Source organism: Chamaesiphon sp. OTE_75_metabat_556, from assembly GCF_031378165.1.
In the GTDB taxonomy this organism is placed as follows: domain Bacteria; phylum Cyanobacteriota; class Cyanobacteriia; order Cyanobacteriales; family Chamaesiphonaceae; genus Chamaesiphon.
Genome location: NZ_JANNDR010000488.1, coordinates 1 through 17040, shown reverse-complemented (window position 1 = coordinate 17040; position 17040 = coordinate 1). Strand labels below are relative to the sequence as shown.

Annotated in this window: 15 protein-coding genes and 1 pseudogene; all 16 read right to left on the bottom strand. The window is 42.2% G+C overall.

Annotation, left to right across the window (positions count from 1 at the left end):
* A pseudogene (locus RMO27_RS19650) lies at positions 1 to 581 on the bottom strand (O-antigen ligase domain-containing protein); the annotation flags it as partial.
* A 48-nt stretch (positions 582 to 629) separates the two neighbouring features.
* Positions 630 to 1697, bottom strand: coding sequence for a glycosyltransferase family 4 protein (locus tag RMO27_RS19645; protein WP_309735705.1), 1068 nt, complete (start codon positions 1695 to 1697; stop codon positions 630 to 632).
* Positions 1698 to 1716: 19 nt separating this feature from the next.
* On the bottom strand, positions 1717 to 3255 hold the full coding sequence (locus tag RMO27_RS19640; RefSeq protein ID WP_309735703.1) for a hypothetical protein: 1539 nt from the start codon (positions 3253 to 3255) through the stop codon (positions 1717 to 1719).
* Between the two features lie 11 nt (positions 3256 to 3266).
* Positions 3267 to 4394 carry a glycosyltransferase family 1 protein gene (locus tag RMO27_RS19635; RefSeq protein ID WP_309735701.1) on the bottom strand — a complete coding sequence of 376 codons (1128 nt, stop codon included), beginning with the start codon at positions 4392 to 4394 and terminating at the stop codon, positions 3267 to 3269.
* Between the two features lie 16 nt (positions 4395 to 4410).
* The gene (locus tag RMO27_RS19630) at positions 4411 to 5391 is read right to left on the bottom strand and encodes a methyltransferase domain-containing protein (protein ID WP_309735699.1); all 981 of its coding nucleotides are present in this window, start codon (positions 5389 to 5391) and stop codon (positions 4411 to 4413) included.
* Between the two features lie 68 nt (positions 5392 to 5459).
* Positions 5460 to 6716 (bottom strand): glycosyltransferase family 1 protein, encoded by a 1257-nt coding sequence (locus RMO27_RS19625; protein ID WP_309735697.1) that lies wholly within the window; start codon positions 6714 to 6716, stop codon positions 5460 to 5462.
* A 7-nt stretch (positions 6717 to 6723) separates the two neighbouring features.
* Entirely contained in the window at positions 6724 to 7737 is a 1014-nt protein-coding gene (locus tag RMO27_RS19620) for a glycosyltransferase family 2 protein (RefSeq protein WP_309735694.1), read from the bottom strand.
* Between the two features lie 113 nt (positions 7738 to 7850).
* Entirely contained in the window at positions 7851 to 8585 is a 735-nt protein-coding gene (locus tag RMO27_RS19615) for a class I SAM-dependent methyltransferase (protein ID WP_309735692.1), read from the bottom strand.
* A 98-nt stretch (positions 8586 to 8683) separates the two neighbouring features.
* A complete protein-coding gene (locus RMO27_RS19610; RefSeq protein WP_309735690.1) occupies positions 8684 to 9772 on the bottom strand; it encodes a glycosyltransferase family 1 protein in 1089 nt (362 codons plus the stop codon).
* Positions 9773 to 9800: 28 nt separating this feature from the next.
* On the bottom strand, positions 9801 to 10763 hold the full coding sequence (locus RMO27_RS19605; protein WP_309735687.1) for a GDP-mannose 4,6-dehydratase: 963 nt from the start codon (positions 10761 to 10763) through the stop codon (positions 9801 to 9803).
* A 128-nt stretch (positions 10764 to 10891) separates the two neighbouring features.
* The gene (locus RMO27_RS19600; protein WP_309735684.1) at positions 10892 to 11749 is read right to left on the bottom strand and encodes a methyltransferase domain-containing protein; all 858 of its coding nucleotides are present in this window, start codon (positions 11747 to 11749) and stop codon (positions 10892 to 10894) included.
* 56 nt (positions 11750 to 11805) lie between these two features.
* On the bottom strand, positions 11806 to 12993 hold the full coding sequence (locus RMO27_RS19595) for a glycosyltransferase family 61 protein (RefSeq protein WP_309735682.1): 1188 nt from the start codon (positions 12991 to 12993) through the stop codon (positions 11806 to 11808).
* A gap of 29 nt (positions 12994 to 13022) precedes the next feature.
* On the bottom strand, positions 13023 to 14084 hold the full coding sequence (locus RMO27_RS19590) for a glycosyltransferase (protein WP_309735680.1): 1062 nt from the start codon (positions 14082 to 14084) through the stop codon (positions 13023 to 13025).
* Positions 14085 to 14138: 54 nt separating this feature from the next.
* A complete protein-coding gene (locus tag RMO27_RS19585; RefSeq protein ID WP_309735679.1) occupies positions 14139 to 15173 on the bottom strand; it encodes a glycosyltransferase in 1035 nt (344 codons plus the stop codon).
* A gap of 172 nt (positions 15174 to 15345) precedes the next feature.
* The gene (locus tag RMO27_RS19580) at positions 15346 to 16614 is read right to left on the bottom strand and encodes a glycosyltransferase (RefSeq protein WP_309735676.1); all 1269 of its coding nucleotides are present in this window, start codon (positions 16612 to 16614) and stop codon (positions 15346 to 15348) included.
* Between the two features lie 29 nt (positions 16615 to 16643).
* Positions 16644 to 17040, bottom strand: a 397-nt coding sequence (locus tag RMO27_RS19575; protein WP_309735674.1) for a glycoside hydrolase family 99-like domain-containing protein, incomplete at its 5' end; no start/stop codon positions are given.

Below are 17040 nucleotides of genomic sequence, written 5' to 3'. Positions count from 1 at the left end.
CGGCTACCTACGAACGTTACAGCAGAGCGATTGAGGACAAATTGATAGATATTAACAACGATAAAAATTGCCCCTGCGATCGCGATCGAGCGTACTGCCAGATGGAAATTTTCATCGTCCTGGAGCCACCGACCCGGTCCTCTGTGCAACATAAAAATTACCCCCCCAAAGGTAAGTGCGGAGAGCCACGCAAATTCTTGGCTACCATAGAGTAGGGTCTTGGCAAAAATTGCCAACTGGACGGCCATGAGCCACTTGATCGAGGGCGGCAAGATCCAGTGTCGCCAATTATTCCGCGTTTGTAGTGCCGCAACGATCAAGATCATCAGCAATACTAATGCCAATGGTCGTCCGAATGACCGCAGTTGCTGGAGTGGAAATACTAGTGGTGGCGTCGGGTACCACCGACTTCTAAAGGTATCTAGCGATGAGGCAAAGCAACAGATACTAAATAGCAACCAGCCAGTGGGTCGATTGTGTTGGGCTTTGATCAGTAATAGAATCCCGATCGCGATCGCAATAATGCCAAATGGCGTCGCGATAAAACCAAATAATTGGTTGATAAAACTTGTCTTGTTCATACCGGGGTTTGAGGTAGTGGAAATTCGCGGTCAAGATGTCGCGATCGATTACGGTGTAACTGTCTGCTGGAGCAGCGATCTCCACCGATCGACCCAAATACTCGTGGCATAAGGTGCGGCTAGCTGCTGAGATCGTTGACCCCATAACGGGAGTTGGGCGTGGCGATCGTGCAAGTTTAACAAGGCTTGAGTGAGTTGGGCGACATCATCTTCGGGAATGACTAAACCGTTGTACCACGACCGCACGACTTCCACCCCCGAACCACACACATCAGTACAAATAATTGGTAAACCGGCGGCAGCGGCTTCAACAATGGCTAAAGGCCAGGGATCGAAACGACTGGGCAACACAAATGCTCCCGCCGATTGCCAGACTGACTCCATTGCTGAGGGCTGCAAAAAGCCCCGATCGGTAATTCCGGGCTGTCCGGCTAGTTGCGATTTCAATTCGCCCTGACCGCAACAGACCAGATCCCACGGCTCATCTACTTGATCGCGATAGGCTTGATAGGCAAGAACTAAGACGTCGATCGCCTTGACAGTAATATATCGGCCGACAAACAAAAACGATCGCGGCCAGACCGATTGAGATCGCTGAGCATACAGCGGCACCCAGCTATTGTAATCGATGCCATACAAGCCGCGATCGATCCGGGCTGGGTCGATTCCCAATTGTTTGGCATACTGCCAACTGCGTTCGCCAGTGACGACGACGCGATCCATCCGGTGGAGATAAGATTTTAAGACCAGTGGTGCCAATCGCTGCCGCCAAGTGTCCTGCCATGGCGTATCCATGCCCATCACAAAAGCGGTGTGTTGAAACTCAGATGTCGATGTCAACTTACAGTAGGGTTGATGCAACCAACCGCCGATGACAATCGCATCGGGTTGCTCGGCGAGGACTAGTTGCTTGATCAGTTGTTCATCTTGGCGTTCTTGCAGATCGAGCAACCGACAGGGAATACCTTGCATTAAGCGATCGCCAAAAGCTGTTTCAGTTAAGGCTTGAAAGGCAATGACAAACACCTCGATCTCATCTGACTCATGCAATGCCCGCCAACAGGCAGCCATATAACCAGAAATATCCGACCAGCAAAACACAACCTTGAGCTTCATCTTCACCAGCAATATAGATTTATAGTTCCTGTCGATCGACCCAGGTTAATTTCGGGCGACTGCCAACCAGTGTGGCCGTATATACGCTCCCCGTCGGTCGTGCCAGGATCTCGATCGTCCCCAGTTGCGGAATCTCGACGGTGACCGGTCGCGCTTTGCCCGCTGCCGCCCATGCCACGATCGCCCAACTAGATTTGCGTCGATGTTTGCGAGCAATCACCCGCAGATCGGGGTCTTTGACGGGGAATTCATAAGCTGGGGTATCCTTTGCCCACAAATGTTTCATCGGCCCAGGTAGCAAGTCTCCCTGCCGGAGATAATCTTCCAAATGACTGAATAAAGCATGGACGCGACTGAGCGCGACCATTTGTAATAACCACTGCGGCGGTTGTTCGGGATTAATTAACGCCCCAAATCCGCCAGCGGCTTTGGGTAGATCGAAATAACCGGCAATACTGCCGATATTTCCGGCCATATAGTAGCACTTGAGGAAGCCGCGATAGCGATCGATCTCGCCAAATACAGGATTCGTATTATCGCGCATCCAACCGTTACAAACCCAGTTATAGGATAGCGGATCGCCGATTTTGATTTGTTGACCGATCGAGTTCAGGACTTGGGTGAGCATATCCATATTCCCCGTCCAGCCTGTATTAAACTCCTTATAATACATCGAGGTGCTAGGTCGATCAGTAATCTTCCGCATGTATTTGTAGTCAAAGCACCAATTTAGCCAGCCAGGATACCGACCGCGATGAGGATTGCTATCGGCTGGATAGTAGACGTACATCTGGCGATCGGGTACAGCTTGACGCACCGCCTTGGTAATGAAAGACTCTTGGTAAGCCTTGCGCTCGGAGAGGTAATCAAACCAATCACGGCTGCCCTTGGCCGCTACCACACGGGGATCGCGTTCGCAGAGATTTTGGATGGCACCCAGAACGTTCAGCCCGTATTCACCACCATTTAAAACTACCGAGATCGGCGCACGTTTGCGAATCTCCGCTAAGGGGTCGGCACACATTTTAGCTGCGGCCTTTAAAGCAGCAACAGGAGCTTCTGGACTCCAGGTTTGTTTACCATCGACCAATTCCCCGCGATCGTTTTGCAACCAAATACCTCCCGGCGTGGTTGGCAGATCGCGACTGAGAATGACAGCTAGCTGGTAACGCTTGGGATTAGAGGCCGCTAGTGCCATCACCTTGGCCTCGTCACTGTTGGGATCTTTGAGTGCATAAGCGACCCGCTCGGCATTGGCATAGGGTCCCCATTCTAGGGCGTATCCCCAACGATCGGCGAATTCAACCCTACTGGCAAAGGGGAGGAACCACCCAAATCGAGTCAGGGGCGGCAGGGTATGGCCGGGTTTGAATTTGGGCGCAGGTAGCTGTTTTAAATACTGAGCGGGATCGAGCGACTTACCAATATTAGCGGCCAGATCGGTTATTGGTGCATCGGGCGACTCGGACAATCGACCGAGCGCGGCACGATCTTTATGGCTACAGGCTAGCGTCCCCATTAGTCCCAGCCCCGCAAAAAGCACTTTTCTTCGTCGCATCGGCTGATTCCTCAAGCAAAAGTATGAAATGCGGTCGTGATTCGATCGACACAATTAGACCAAGTATATTGAGCCGAGTGCTCATAACCGCGTTGAATATATGCGGTGCGCAGTTGTGAATTTTCCTGGAGTTGGATCAGGGCATCAGCTACAGATGCAGAATTTTCGGGATTCACAATCACACCAGCCGTATCGACTACCTCTGGTAAAGAAGCCCGATTGCTGGCCACAACCGGAGTCCCGACGACCATTGCTTCAATTGCCGGAATCCCAAAACCTTCATAATACGATAGAAACAACAGTGAAGAAGCACACCGCAACAATCGCGGCAAATCTCGATCGGGAACGATACCTAATAGTTTGATATTCGGTAACTCTTGGGCGGCGGCGACATATTCGGCTTCCGAATCTCCAGCTACGACAATTTGGAGATCTGAGCGGTGATTCAACAACTCTTTGGCGGCACCAATCACAAAATCGGCACCTTTTTTCAATCTCAAGCCACCAATCACCAAAGCATAGGGAGCTTCAGTCGGTCTTTCCAGTTTTGTCGGATCGATCGCGGCAATATCATTGAATGGCTGTTCGACCCCACAGCCGACAACGACTATTTTCCGCTCATCTGCGCCCAGTAACTCAATCATCCGCTGTTTGGAAAACTCAGAGATCGTAAAAATCACCTGATGCTTGGCTAGAGACTGGTAAATCCACTGACTCCATTTATAACGCGACCAACGATTCTGGCGAGTATGTGACCAAGGTAGGTCTGTCTCAAATACCTGAATATCGTAGATTGTAATCGCTACAGGACAACGCGACACCGGAATATAGGTTTCCATCGGCGCAAATAGCCAATCGGTGTTGACCGCAACATAGCCATCCATCTTGGGGAATTGAGTCAGTTTCCACAGTCGCTCTGTTAAATTCTCTTGTAAAGGAAATGTTTTTAGCGGAATCTCCCTCAAGGGCGAACGTGGATCGAGCTTTCCATCTGCCTGCAACCATTGTTTAGAACAAAATAACTCTAAATCGATCGATTTCCTTGAATTTAATCCTAATAATGTATTGTTAATATGCCGTCCTGCACCCGTGCAGGGTAAGTAGGTACGAATGGGATGAATGTAGGAAATAATGTTCACAACTAATACTGGTAATTCAAGCGTTTTTTCTTAGTAATACCACATCATGGCCAGCAACAACTCTTTTAATTAAAGTTGGATGAGAAATACATTCATAGTCTCTTTTTAAAAACCAATATATACACTCATGGGTATCGATCGAAGCATATGCTTCAGCATCGGATACCTTGTACATCAGATCGAAACGAGGATTTAATCTCTGCCAAAAAACAGTCTGGATTTTGCTGAAAATAGTTTCTCGTAACAACCTTTTGGGAATCCGTGTCAATGCTTTGTAAATCTTGCTTTTCAATACTGGCAATAACAATTTTATTAGTTTGTTTTTTAAATTCAAATCCTTATAATCAAAGTAATCTACACCATCGCAATTGTACTGAGTACAGTTCCATGCCGGTCTTAAAACCAGATAGCCACCAGGCTTGAGAACTCGATCAATTTCATAGATAGACCGATCTAGATCTGGCACATGTTCTAATGTATTCAGAGAGAAAATTAGACTCAAAACTTGGCTTTGGAAAGGAAGTAGATCGCCACTGGCACAGACACGATTGTATGCTTCAAACTCCTTAGCTAATAAACTGTTCAGTGCATAGTCTAGACCAATATAGTTAGGTACCCTGTCCGCAAATATCCCAGGTCCACAACCTATTTCTAATGAATAACCTTCAATATTATGTTCAGCTACAAATTTGGGCAATAAATCCCAAAGTGTCTGGGCTTGCTCCATGCGAGGGTTATCTTCGCGCATCGCCTCAAGTCGTGAAATATTTTCATAAACTTGTGAATAGAACTCATCAAGCGTAGAGCCAGCATTTTCTTTCAGAACAGGAATCCCATCAATCACGCTATATGATGCGTTGCATTTGGCGCACAAGAGTTGATTCTCGACTTGAGATTCTAGCAATCCCAGACATCTTGAGCCTTTGTCATCTAATTCTATGCAAGAAAGTATTTCTAAATGTGATCGGGTCTGTTCGGTAGTTATACTTACAGTCATGATAATAATTTTAGATTATTTCAAGAATCAAATAGAATTGTCATAATACAACCCAGATTTGTCTTTCATCATAGCATCATGCAATTATAAATTCTTAAAGTTGCATCTACTGTTTTTCCCCAGCTAAATAGAGCAGCTCGATCAATACTAGCTTGGGCATACTTAGATCTTAGATCGGAATTTTGAGAGATTTCGAGCATTGCTGCACACAAAGTATCTTGATCTGTTGGTGAAACCAAAAATCCTGCTGCTCCGACAACTTCTGGCAAAGATGATGTATTAGAACTAATCACCGGACAGCCACATTGCATTGCTTCCAATACTGGTAGTCCAAACCCTTCATACAAAGAAGGAAAAATAAAACTCAGAGCACCACTATATAGTGCCGCCAAGTCCCCATCGTCAACAAATCCAGTAAAGTGAATAAATTCTAAATCTGCTTCAGTTAACTGATTGTCACTAATCATTGATGTTACTGCATCTCGATTACCGCCACAGATCGCCAAATGTAAATCTTGGCGGTGCTCTTGCAAAATCATTTGCTTGAAACAAGTTATCAAATGACCCATGTTTTTATGGGGAGCCAGTGAATGAAGCGTCAGGAAGTAATCACCTTCGGGAAGCTGATATTTTTGGGTTGCAGCTTTAATAATATCTGGATCTGAAACAGGATAAAAAAGTTCTGGAGCTGCGGCTAAGTAGATCGTAATTACACGATCAGGATTTAACTTTCTTCTATCTAATAAATCGTTACGTGTAGCATCGGAGATGGTTGTCACCCAATCATCAGGTTGAATCGTATCGATTAGTCTTTGAGTTATGCCTCTTTGTCCCGGCATAAAATATTTTTCATTTAAAATCAAAGGCGTGAGATCGTAAACTGTTTGGATATGCCGATCAGGTAACGATCTCCTGACTTGTTTGGGAATACGTGGATAAGAGGAATGAAAAATATCGGCTTTAGCTAATACTTTGGGATCGATCGGTTGCCGTGTGATGTTTATCGCTCTAGAAATATTTCGCAACACCGATTGTTGAGTTTTTACAATAAATTTATGATTAGGATTGGTTGAAGATTGATCGTTCAAATCTTCAATCTTTCTAGCAAACTTGCTAACTGGGTAGATGGCGGAATTAAACTCTGGATGGGAGCCTAGGAGCGATTCAATCTGCAATGAAGATTTAACAGAACCGATTGCCGAAAAGCTCAGATCATTGCCTAATTTTTGATGTAATAAGTCAGCGATACTCCAAGCCGTCCGTGCTATTCCTGTTCGAGTTTTGGGATTATTACCAACTGTCGAAATATCAAAAATTACTTTCATATAATATTTACAATCTTGTCAATATCTTGCGAATACCGCCAAATGTATACCTAGTCCAGTAAGCAGGGGGATTACGACAGGAAAGTAACAATATTTTTAGGCTTTGGAGGAGCTTTGATTTGTCAGTTTGGCGATCAAACTCTGCTAATTTTTCATACCAGACTAGCCGCATCAACCACAATTGAGCTGGCTTGGATAATGCTTGGTATTCTGGATCGTCAAGAACACTTTTGACGATATTTTGACCTTCTTGCTCGATGTTTCCTGGCGCAGTTTTTTGTTCTTGATGAAGTCGAAAATTGACCAGTACTCGATCGCTATAATTCACATTCGGATAGCGATGTACATATCTGACTACGCGATCAAAGTCAAACTGAATTCGCAAATTTTCATTCAAGCTGCCAATATTTTTTAATAATTCCGTTCTAAACCAAAACCCTGGCTGATGATAAACCGTAGCATTTTCACCAGGTCGATTGGTAGTATTAAATTTAGTCAATAAGCCTTCTGCCGTGATATTTTTAGCAATCACCGGTTCCTGATTTCCTAGTTCATCAAAATTAGTGACTACCCCAGCAAAAGCATCATAATCTTTTATCCCTTCTGCGATCGCAAACAAAGCCCCTGGCATTAAAACATCATCCGAATTAATCCAATTAAAAACCTCACCCGTCGCCTTAGCTAATCCTTTATTGATCGCATGAGTTTGGCCGCGATCTGCTTCACTCGTCCAATAAGTTAACCACGGTTCGTATTTTTTGATGACTTCTACAGAGTTGTCGGTACTACCACCATCGATGATGATATATTCTAAATTTGGATAGCCTTGGAGTAATACCGATCGAATAGTTTCTTCTAGATAGTGACCGTAGTTATAGTTAGGTGTAAAGACAGTAATTTTTGGCCATTTTTGCGATCGATCAATATCGATTAATTCCCTCTCTAATGACCAAGGCCAACCACTTTTTTCAGTGGAAGTGACTGGAAAATTAGCTAAAGTAGGAGAGGTCGATTCAGACATATTAGAGATAGCTCAAAATATACTTAACAGAGAAATAAATGTGTGTTTTCCAGAGCAGTGGTGCCAGAGAAGAATACGGCGACGCCTCAAACAATTTTTCCTTGTTCTTTAAATTAACTGCGGCCAACCACACAAACACCAGGATAGAGATCTTGAATTATTTTTGCATTATGTCGCTTCAATAATCTTACCATACCCCTTTTTGAAAAATGATTAATGTGTACATCATTGTCTCCGAATGTAGAAACAATATCTATCCTCTTTAACATCAGCCTCAAAGCATTTCGCATAATGCTCCAGTTCAAACCAGGGACGGCTAGATATACTACTCCTTCAGGTTTAAGAATAGAGAATACATCTGTCATGAAAGACTGAATCAATGGGACATGCTCTAGTACCATATCAATGACGATAGCATCAAATTTATCTGAAAAAACATTAGCAGAAAAATACCCAGATATCAAATCCAGTGATAAATGCTGTTTGGCATACTCCGTTGCATATGGGTTAGGCTCTACACCTACACAATTTACACCTAGCTCTTTTGCAACTAGAAGAGTAGTTCCAATCCCGCACCCAATATCTAGCATGGTTTTAATTTCAGGCTTGTAATTTAGCAATTGATGAATTATTTGTGCAGAGTGGCTTTTGTGCTCGTCATGCTTATTGACATGCCATTGCAGATCGGCAATTAAATTGCCATCATCTTCTTGGTAGTTTGGGCGTTGAAAAAAGGAAGTACATCGGACACAAAATTCCAAAGGGTCTTCTTTTCCTGTTCTCGATCCTGTGAGCTTAATCGACTCTAATAGTCTCGAATTACAGATAGGGCATTCAGTTAATTTCATGTTAAATTATTAAAATAATACGCTAACAAAACTATGTAGATAAATCCAAGATAGTATTGCTGCACATTAACAAAACAAATTATAACCAGCAATTAAAATTATAGAGATCGATAGACTGCAACAGTTTGCTCGGCAGTCTTGTCCCAGCTAAATTGCTGATGACGATCGAATCCTTTGGCAATTAGGAGATCGCGTTTGCTAGGTGCAGCGAGTAGTTCTAGCAAAATATCTGCTAAATCACCAACAGCTTTGGGATCGAACAAGATACCCGCATCGCCAACGACTTCAGGAATACTAGAAGAATTGGCTGCCACAACGACAGTACCACAAGCCATCGCTTCGAGTGGCGGGATGCCAAAGCCTTCATAAAGAGAAGGATAAACAAAGGCTACGCTACAGCGATAGAGTTTAGCCAGGTGGGTGTCGCTGGCATATTGGTAATGTTGAATTCGCTCTGTCAGATACAGTTCGGCAATCTGCCGTTGCTCTGCTTCATTAAAGGGTGCGCCTACGACACACAGTCGGACATCAGGATTGACGCTGACGACTTTCGCAAAGGCTAATAGCAGCGTGTCAAAGTTTTTATAAGCTTTAGCACGGCTCCCTACATAGAGAAAGTAAGGCTGAGCCGGTGTTTTTTCATCACCATCAGCCCATTCCTGCTTAAATTCGGAAGCCAGATACGTGACCACAATTTTGGGTGCTACGGCTGGAAAATATCTCAGCAGGTCATTTTTGGTACTCTCAGAGATACAAATAATGGCATCAGCAGCCAGAATCGCGGCTTGTTTGTTAGCAATTGTCCCATCTGGAGTCATCTTATCTGCAAACAGCTCGTGAATCATGTCGTAGACAGTGATCACTAGCGGACGTCGCGATCGATTAAAAGCTGTTTGAGAGAGTAGATAATAGTAAGTCGGATGGAAAATATCAAAGGATTGTCGATCATTGCGCCAGCGAAAGTAATGACCGCGCAGCTTGTGGGCGATTTGATGCGGTCGAAAGTTGGGGAATTCCTGGATCTGGAGATTGGGGTGGGTCGGATAAGAACTTTTATTCCGGCGATAGCTAGTCGTCAAGGTTGGCTGGTCGGCTTCAGGCAGTCGATTGATGATATTTGTGAAGTAGCGACCGATTCCGCCCGTAATTTGGTCGGCATAAATTTGGCCATCGTATAAAATTTTCACTGTGCTGCTCTTTATACATTGAGATCGATTAACTATTCGAGGTTGTCTTGGCCTGAATCATCATTTTAATGATATCTGGCAGTTGATATTTAGCCTCCCAACCTAATTTGTCCTTCGCTTTGCTTGGGTTGCCTTTACCCATGGCAATATCTGTCGGTCGCAATAAGCTTTTGTCGGTGACAACATGCTGTTGCCAGTCGAGATTGAGAGCCTCAAAAGTATATCGTACAAAATCTGCTAACTTGTGGGAAGTGCCAGTCGCGATCGCATAATCATCCGGCTCTGGTTGTTGCAGCATCAGATACATTGCTTCGACATATTCTGGTGCCCAGCCCCAATCCCGCTCGATCTCGATATTTCCTAACAATAACTTTTCCGAGCTACCCGCCGCAATCCGACAGGCGGTAGCCACGATCTTTTGGGTAACAAACCGCTCTGGGCGAAGGGGTGATTCGTGATTGAACAAAATCCCCGAACAGGCAAATAAATTGTACGCTTCGCGATAGTTGGCAACTTCCCAAAATGCGGCGGCTTTGGCTACAGCATAGGGACTGCGGGGGCGAAACGGGGTAATTTCCGTTGCTGCTTCGCCGCCGGTATCTCCAAAACATTCACTAGAACCAGCATTATAAAATTTGATTGGCTGATTGACAAACCGAATTGATTCTAAAAGGTTTAGAGTGCCTGTGGTAATGCTTTCTAATGTTTCTACTGGTTGCTCGAAGGAGAGACTGACAGAAGTTTGTCCGGCGAGGTTATAGATCTCATCTGGCTGGATTTTGGTGAGTACCTGAAGCACGCTCCGAAAGTCATTGAGCGCGACTGATTCTAGCTTAACTCGATCGCGGATGCCGAGCTTAACTAAATTACTAAAGGATGAAACTTGCGCATCGCGAGAAGTGCCGCAGACACTATATCCTTTACTCAGGAGTAGTTGTGCTAAGTAAGCTCCATCTTGACCAGAGATACCACAAATCAGAGCTGTTCTCATATTGAGATGATGTAGATTCAGTAAAAGTTAAGAATTGATCGATTATGTGCGTGATGTAGTTGGCCGATCCCTGCCATTCGTCGATTTTTGTAGCACTGACCCTCATACCTGTTCAGCAGCAGTAATTCTTACTTAGTGCATAAAAATGAGTAAAGACGACCGGGCGATCGATCGGAGATCGATCCATATCGTCGATAGGCTCGCTCGGTTAGTGGTATTTGTGCGAGCGAATTACCGATCGCACTTCCCAATTTTGATGTCAGCAAATCTTTAAGGAATTTCTTGACATCCGCATTAGAGAATGGAAAATGGTTGATAATGTTATCCATCGGAGCCATTTGTTTGGCAAGTTTAAATCCAGCTTGCTTTAAGCTATTGGTATAATATTCGACCGAGTAAGCATTCTCACCACCATGTAATTGATGCAAGATGTGTGCATCTAAAAATTGCGCTAACTGTGCCGGATTATCCACCACATGTTCGCGGGTAGCTAAGAATAATCCACCTGGCTTTAGAACTCGCTCACATTCGGTTAGACCCTTTACTAAATCTGAAAAGTGATGTAATGCTTGCCGTTCGTAAATTACATCGAATGTATTATTATCGAATGGCAAAGACTCCGCAGTTGCCTGGACTGTTTCGATCGAACCATTATTAATGGCATCTCGTAGTCTTTTTGCTGCCATCAGACCCACATCATCACTCAGATCTGGGTCAACGGATGTTACTTCACAGCCCAAACAGGCAAAAGAGTAAGATGCAATTCCATTACCGCAGCCTAAATCCAAAACTCGAACTGGCTGTTCGCGATCCTTAATGCGCAGTAGTTTTGCTACTTCTTGAAACTCTTCACTAGCCGCAAATCTTTGAGCAGATGCTAAATTATCGCGATCGAGATAACAAAATTTCACAAACTCTCCATGCTCTGATTTTCCTCGGAGCCAGTTGACTGACTCTTCATAGCTCATCAATTCTTGATCGATCATCTTCCAAGCCTCCTTAATCGCTTTCTGATTTTAATTGTTTCTATTGCGGAACATGATCAATTATTTGAACTCGATGAAGCCTCAAGTATATCAAGAGCCATCTCAAGTTTAGCTAAATCAATGTATACGTTTTCTTTCTGAGGATGAACGTCCTCAATTTTATTTGTTTTTCCAATCATGTAGTAATATTCAAGTCCGAGGGCATTTGTCAGTACCTTAAAGCTTGAATCATGATAATATTCTGTGAACAATTCAAATACTTTTGCATTTTGAGGGCAAAAATATATATTGCTAAATCCAGCTCCATGCACGCCTAACACGATCGATGCATTCGAGAATAATTCTATTTGATCCAATACTGCCATACATTCCAGATGACATATACTATATCCTCTACTCTTCAATAAGTCTATGATTTTATCTTCATTTTCAATTTTTCGATAATCTGCAAAAGCACGGCTGATATAAATTTTACTTTTAGTGTCGTGGGATTTTGCAAGATCGGTGCTTTTGCGATACAAGTTTCCAATCCAACTAGGTAGCCATTTTTTTCGATAGCAAGTATATCCTCTGGTATTAACATAATCCCAATTTTCTGAAGTGTTAATCAATGACGGGACGATCGTTTCATCTGCTTGGATAACCACACCTGAATCTATTTTAATTATCCTTTTTTCATCAATTTTTAGCAGTTTAAGATATTGTTTCTGAAAAGATTTTTCATTAGACAAAATATAGAAATCTGGCTTGAATTGCGATTTCTCTAATAGATAATAATGGCCTAAACACTCAGTCAACCAGTGATAATAGTTGTTCTCGATAGTAGACAAAGCAAGATTTACAACACTGCCCTTGACTTTGACAGGTTTCTTTAACTTCCAATTATGCCTCCCAATCCAAGGATTTACTTTCTGGGGAGTTTGTTCGATAATCACTTCATCATTATTAGTAAAAATTTCCTCTCTACCCACCACGCACTTAGCATTTTTAATACTTCTAACGTAAAAAGGAGGTATGGTGATCGTGTAGGGGGAGAAATAATCATGTTTTTGGCCAAAGATATCTAGTCTTTCTGGCAACTCAAATTTCTCTTCTGGGAAAATTAATTCCTCTCTGAAAAATTTCACATCATTAATAGATATTCCTTCAATTTCAGGGGTAAACAATTCCTCGAAAATTCTAAGTATCTTATTGACAACTCTTTCAAACATATCGTACGACAAAAACTTGTAGCCAAAAAGCATCAATAGATTTATTTAATGTTGACAATTGGCTATTTCAGTTTCAATATTTGAATCAAATAATTTACAATCTGATTGTTTTGTCCTGCTACTTGATATTGACCAGACACAGCTCCTAAATAATTTGCCAAGTTAATTATTAAATCTGTGAATCTGAGTCTAATAGAGTGTACGATAATTCGTCTCATTACGGATCTTGAGAGCGTAAAACTATTTGGCATACCCGCTAAAGCTGAAGCCCGCATTTCTGGAAAGGAACTGACAATGCATGGAAAATAGCTATCAGCCGTGCCAAAACTCAATCTTTTTACATAGTCTAATGTCGATCGATTAGCTGGAATTAGGTGATTGACTACTAACGAAGGCGCAACACCAGCAGCATAACCTATCTTGATCCCTTCCCAAACTATTTGAGTATCTCCACCGCTAGATAGAGATTTTCCTTTGCGATCGGAGGAGCACAGATTTCCATTGTTAACTTCATCACAATATCGCGCTAATATTTCTCTTCTGACAGCTAGTCCCGTTCCAAATGGATAAAAAGAAGCCCACGTTTCTCTGACGAGACCATATTGAGTATAGTTAGTATTCCTGTCTTGATATAGATGCTTAAAACTATTCCTGAACCACTCTGATACTTCTCCCATGAATTCTACATTGACATTTCCTGGCCCCCAAGCACCAACTGTTGAATACTCGGAAAATAATTTTACAAGTGCAGCAAGATATGATGATGAGACTTCGTTATCATCATCTATAAACAAAATAAATGAGTTCTTCGCGGCATAAAAGCCTGCCATTCTGGCAAAAGTAAGCCCCTGCTGAGTTTCTTGAATGATACTAGCCCAAGGGCAGCGATCGAGAAATTCGCGAACGTAAGCAAGTTGATGTACTGGAGTGGGACTATTATTGTCAATAATTATACATTCGACTGGAACACCTGCTGGAATTATCAATGACTCAACTGATTTCAGGGTGCGATGAAAAATTCCCTCTACTGGATTGTATGTACAGATTAAAATGCTAATGCCTAATTTTGATTGGGACTTATCTAATTTCTGCTCTGTAAATATATTTTCTGGGATTGAAGTCATATCAAGTAGTTACAAAAACTTTACTTCTAAGCTGCCTCATATTCTGGAAGATAATTACTTAGATGGGATTGGTTTTTCGATTTTTAGATTATCCCAGGCACTCATAATTGATTTTGGAACCCAGGGTCTAATCTTTCTCGTAGTTTGATGCCTTAAGTAATGAGCTAATCGCCGTAAGATCGTAATTTCAGTGTGGGAACCAGTTTTTTTAGCAAGTCTATAAAATTTAAGATGGTCTTTTAACCCGATTGTACTTTCTGGGTTAAATGTTAAATTTACCCAATTATCAATTGACTGTTCTTTGATTTTAGCTAGAGTTTGAGTGGGGAGCTGGATATTACTTTCTTCTAAGGTTTGACGAATCAACATGTACTCACAAATTTCTGTTCCATTGAGATAAGAGCGGGAACTTACAGATGAATTGTGAGTGCGAAAAGAGTTAAGTATCTGGGCACAAAATGCAATATCTGATTTTAATAAAATTCTAATCCACGTCATCCAGTCACCTGTCAGGATCAAACTTTCTTCGGCACCACCGATGGCTTCATAGACCGATCGTCTAATTAAAACAGCACTAGCGTTGGGAATAGTATTCCGAAATACCAGATATTTTTGACATTCACTCAGCCCATTGGCGACAAAATCATGGCTCCATCGATCAGCACTGAGATCTTCAACCCATTCACGCAAACTCTGTGTGACAACAACATTATTGGGATCGATCCTACAAGACTGGCAGTGTGCAAGTCCAACATTAGGATTGCGATCGAGCACAGGTAATAGTGTCGCCAGAAAATTAGGATCGGCAACATCATCAGATTCCGCAATCCAGATATATTCCCCTGTTGTGGCACGAACGCCTTTATTCCATTGTTTGAACGGGGAAGCACTATTGAGATCGTTATAAATTGCTTTGATTCGGGGCTGTGGCTCGAATTGTTTAAAGACAGCATTGCTATCATCGGTAGAAGCATCATCAAGATACGTCAGATCGAAATCCTGAAAAGTCTGGTTGAGAACGCTCTGGATTCGTTGCTGAAGGTAAGGAGCATGATTGTAATTTGGAATAATGACAGAAACTTTAGGCATATTAACACTTCTGTAAATCACTGTTAGAAAAGGATCGAGCTGTTTTGATAACTCGTTGAGTGGCTTCTAAAGAGGCGGATTCCCACTTCTGACAAGGTTCTAGATGATTGCCTTCTGCCCATTCATGCTAGGCATTACATCAACAAATACAATTTAATTGCTAGCATTAATTTCACAAATTATATTTCAACATAACCTTTTCGTAAAGTGCATTTCTGTTTTTCCGAACAACCTCAGCACCATAGTTATTTCTAACGAACTCTAATGCTCCATCCGCAATATGATTAGCTAATTTGGAATCAGTAGCCAGAGCGATTGCCCCAAGTGCAAAATCATTTGCAGTATCTCTAATCAGAGCATGTTCAAAATCACATACTTTAATTCCTTCGATTCCAATTGTTGTTGAAACAACTGGAACCTTTAGTGCCATGGCCGTAAGGATCTTAGTCCGAATGCCACTCCCAATACGAACTGGTACAAGTTGAATCGTGTTCTGCATTACTTCGGTAATATTTTCAACAAAACCCGTATAAATAATGTCTTTTGATTGATGATTGTAACACCAGTTTTCACTCCAGTTACCGACAACAAACAACTGTGCTTCAGGTATTGAATCTAGAATTAAAGGCCAAATATCTGACAATAACCACTCGATCGCATCCCGATTAGGATCGTGTGCTTCAGATCCCACGAAAGTAAAGTTTTTGATTGGTAAATGTCTAGCTGGAATAGGGTTAAGAATATCAATATCAGCAGGAACAGGAAAAGGGCTAACATCTATTTTATTCGGATCAACTACCGTGCTCATTTCCTGAGCGTCCTCATCACTAAAAACGACAATACTATCGAACCCAGATAGATATATAGATTCTTCTGCAAAAATTCTATTTGTCAGATATTTGGAATAGGGGTTGAACCCATGGACTTTAATATGTCTTTGTGCATACATCCAATGAATCTGATGGTTAATAAAAATTTTAGGAATATTCGGAATCTTCAATGCTGCTAAAGAAAGCATTTCAGCAAATTCAACCTGAAATAGATCGACACCAGATTCAAGCTCTTCTGTGAGAGTCTGAATAAAGGTGGATGACAAAGGGGAGAAAGGATAGTAGGGATACTGAGCAAGAGCTTCAATATTAGGACTATTGTTAGAATCTTGTAGTGGACGAATGCTATTCAATCCATTCCTTAAAAAATCACGCAGTCGTGAATAGTTGCTTGGAATGCGATCTTTGTAAAATGGGATTGCTTTGACTCTAACATTGGAAATTCGGTTTTCAATTTCCTGTATTCCCTCAGCTTCATTTTTAGAGTGAACTGGGCAAATAATAGTAAAAGTGTGATCCTTACTCAAGCACTTCAAAGTAGAAAACTGTGCAACTTTTCCTCCAGCGTTAAGCGGCCAAGGCAAATAAGGAGTAGCAATTAGTATATGCATAAGGAAATACGTACGTTTAAAGCAAAGATTTAATTGGGATGAATTACGGAACGTACTGCTTCTAGTAATCTAATCCCATGTAAAGAGTTTGGCTCTAAGTACATACCCTCAGCCCATTCATTCCAAGCATTCAAAAAAATAATACGCCGATCTAAAGGGACATTATTTACATTATCAATTACTCTCGATAAGTGGGTTGCTACTATGTCAGGAGTACCACCTGTCATTACAATAGCATTTTCGCCTCTTCTTGCTGTATTATCCCAGCCAACAAAGAATCCAGGATAATGGGGATATTTGGGGCGGCTTGATTCCATTAGCTCAATAGCATCGCCATACTTATAAATCTTTAGCTTTGCACTCCAGAGTCCTTGCTTAATATTACGAGCTAGGCGTTTAAGAGAATAATCATCATTAAATACGTCT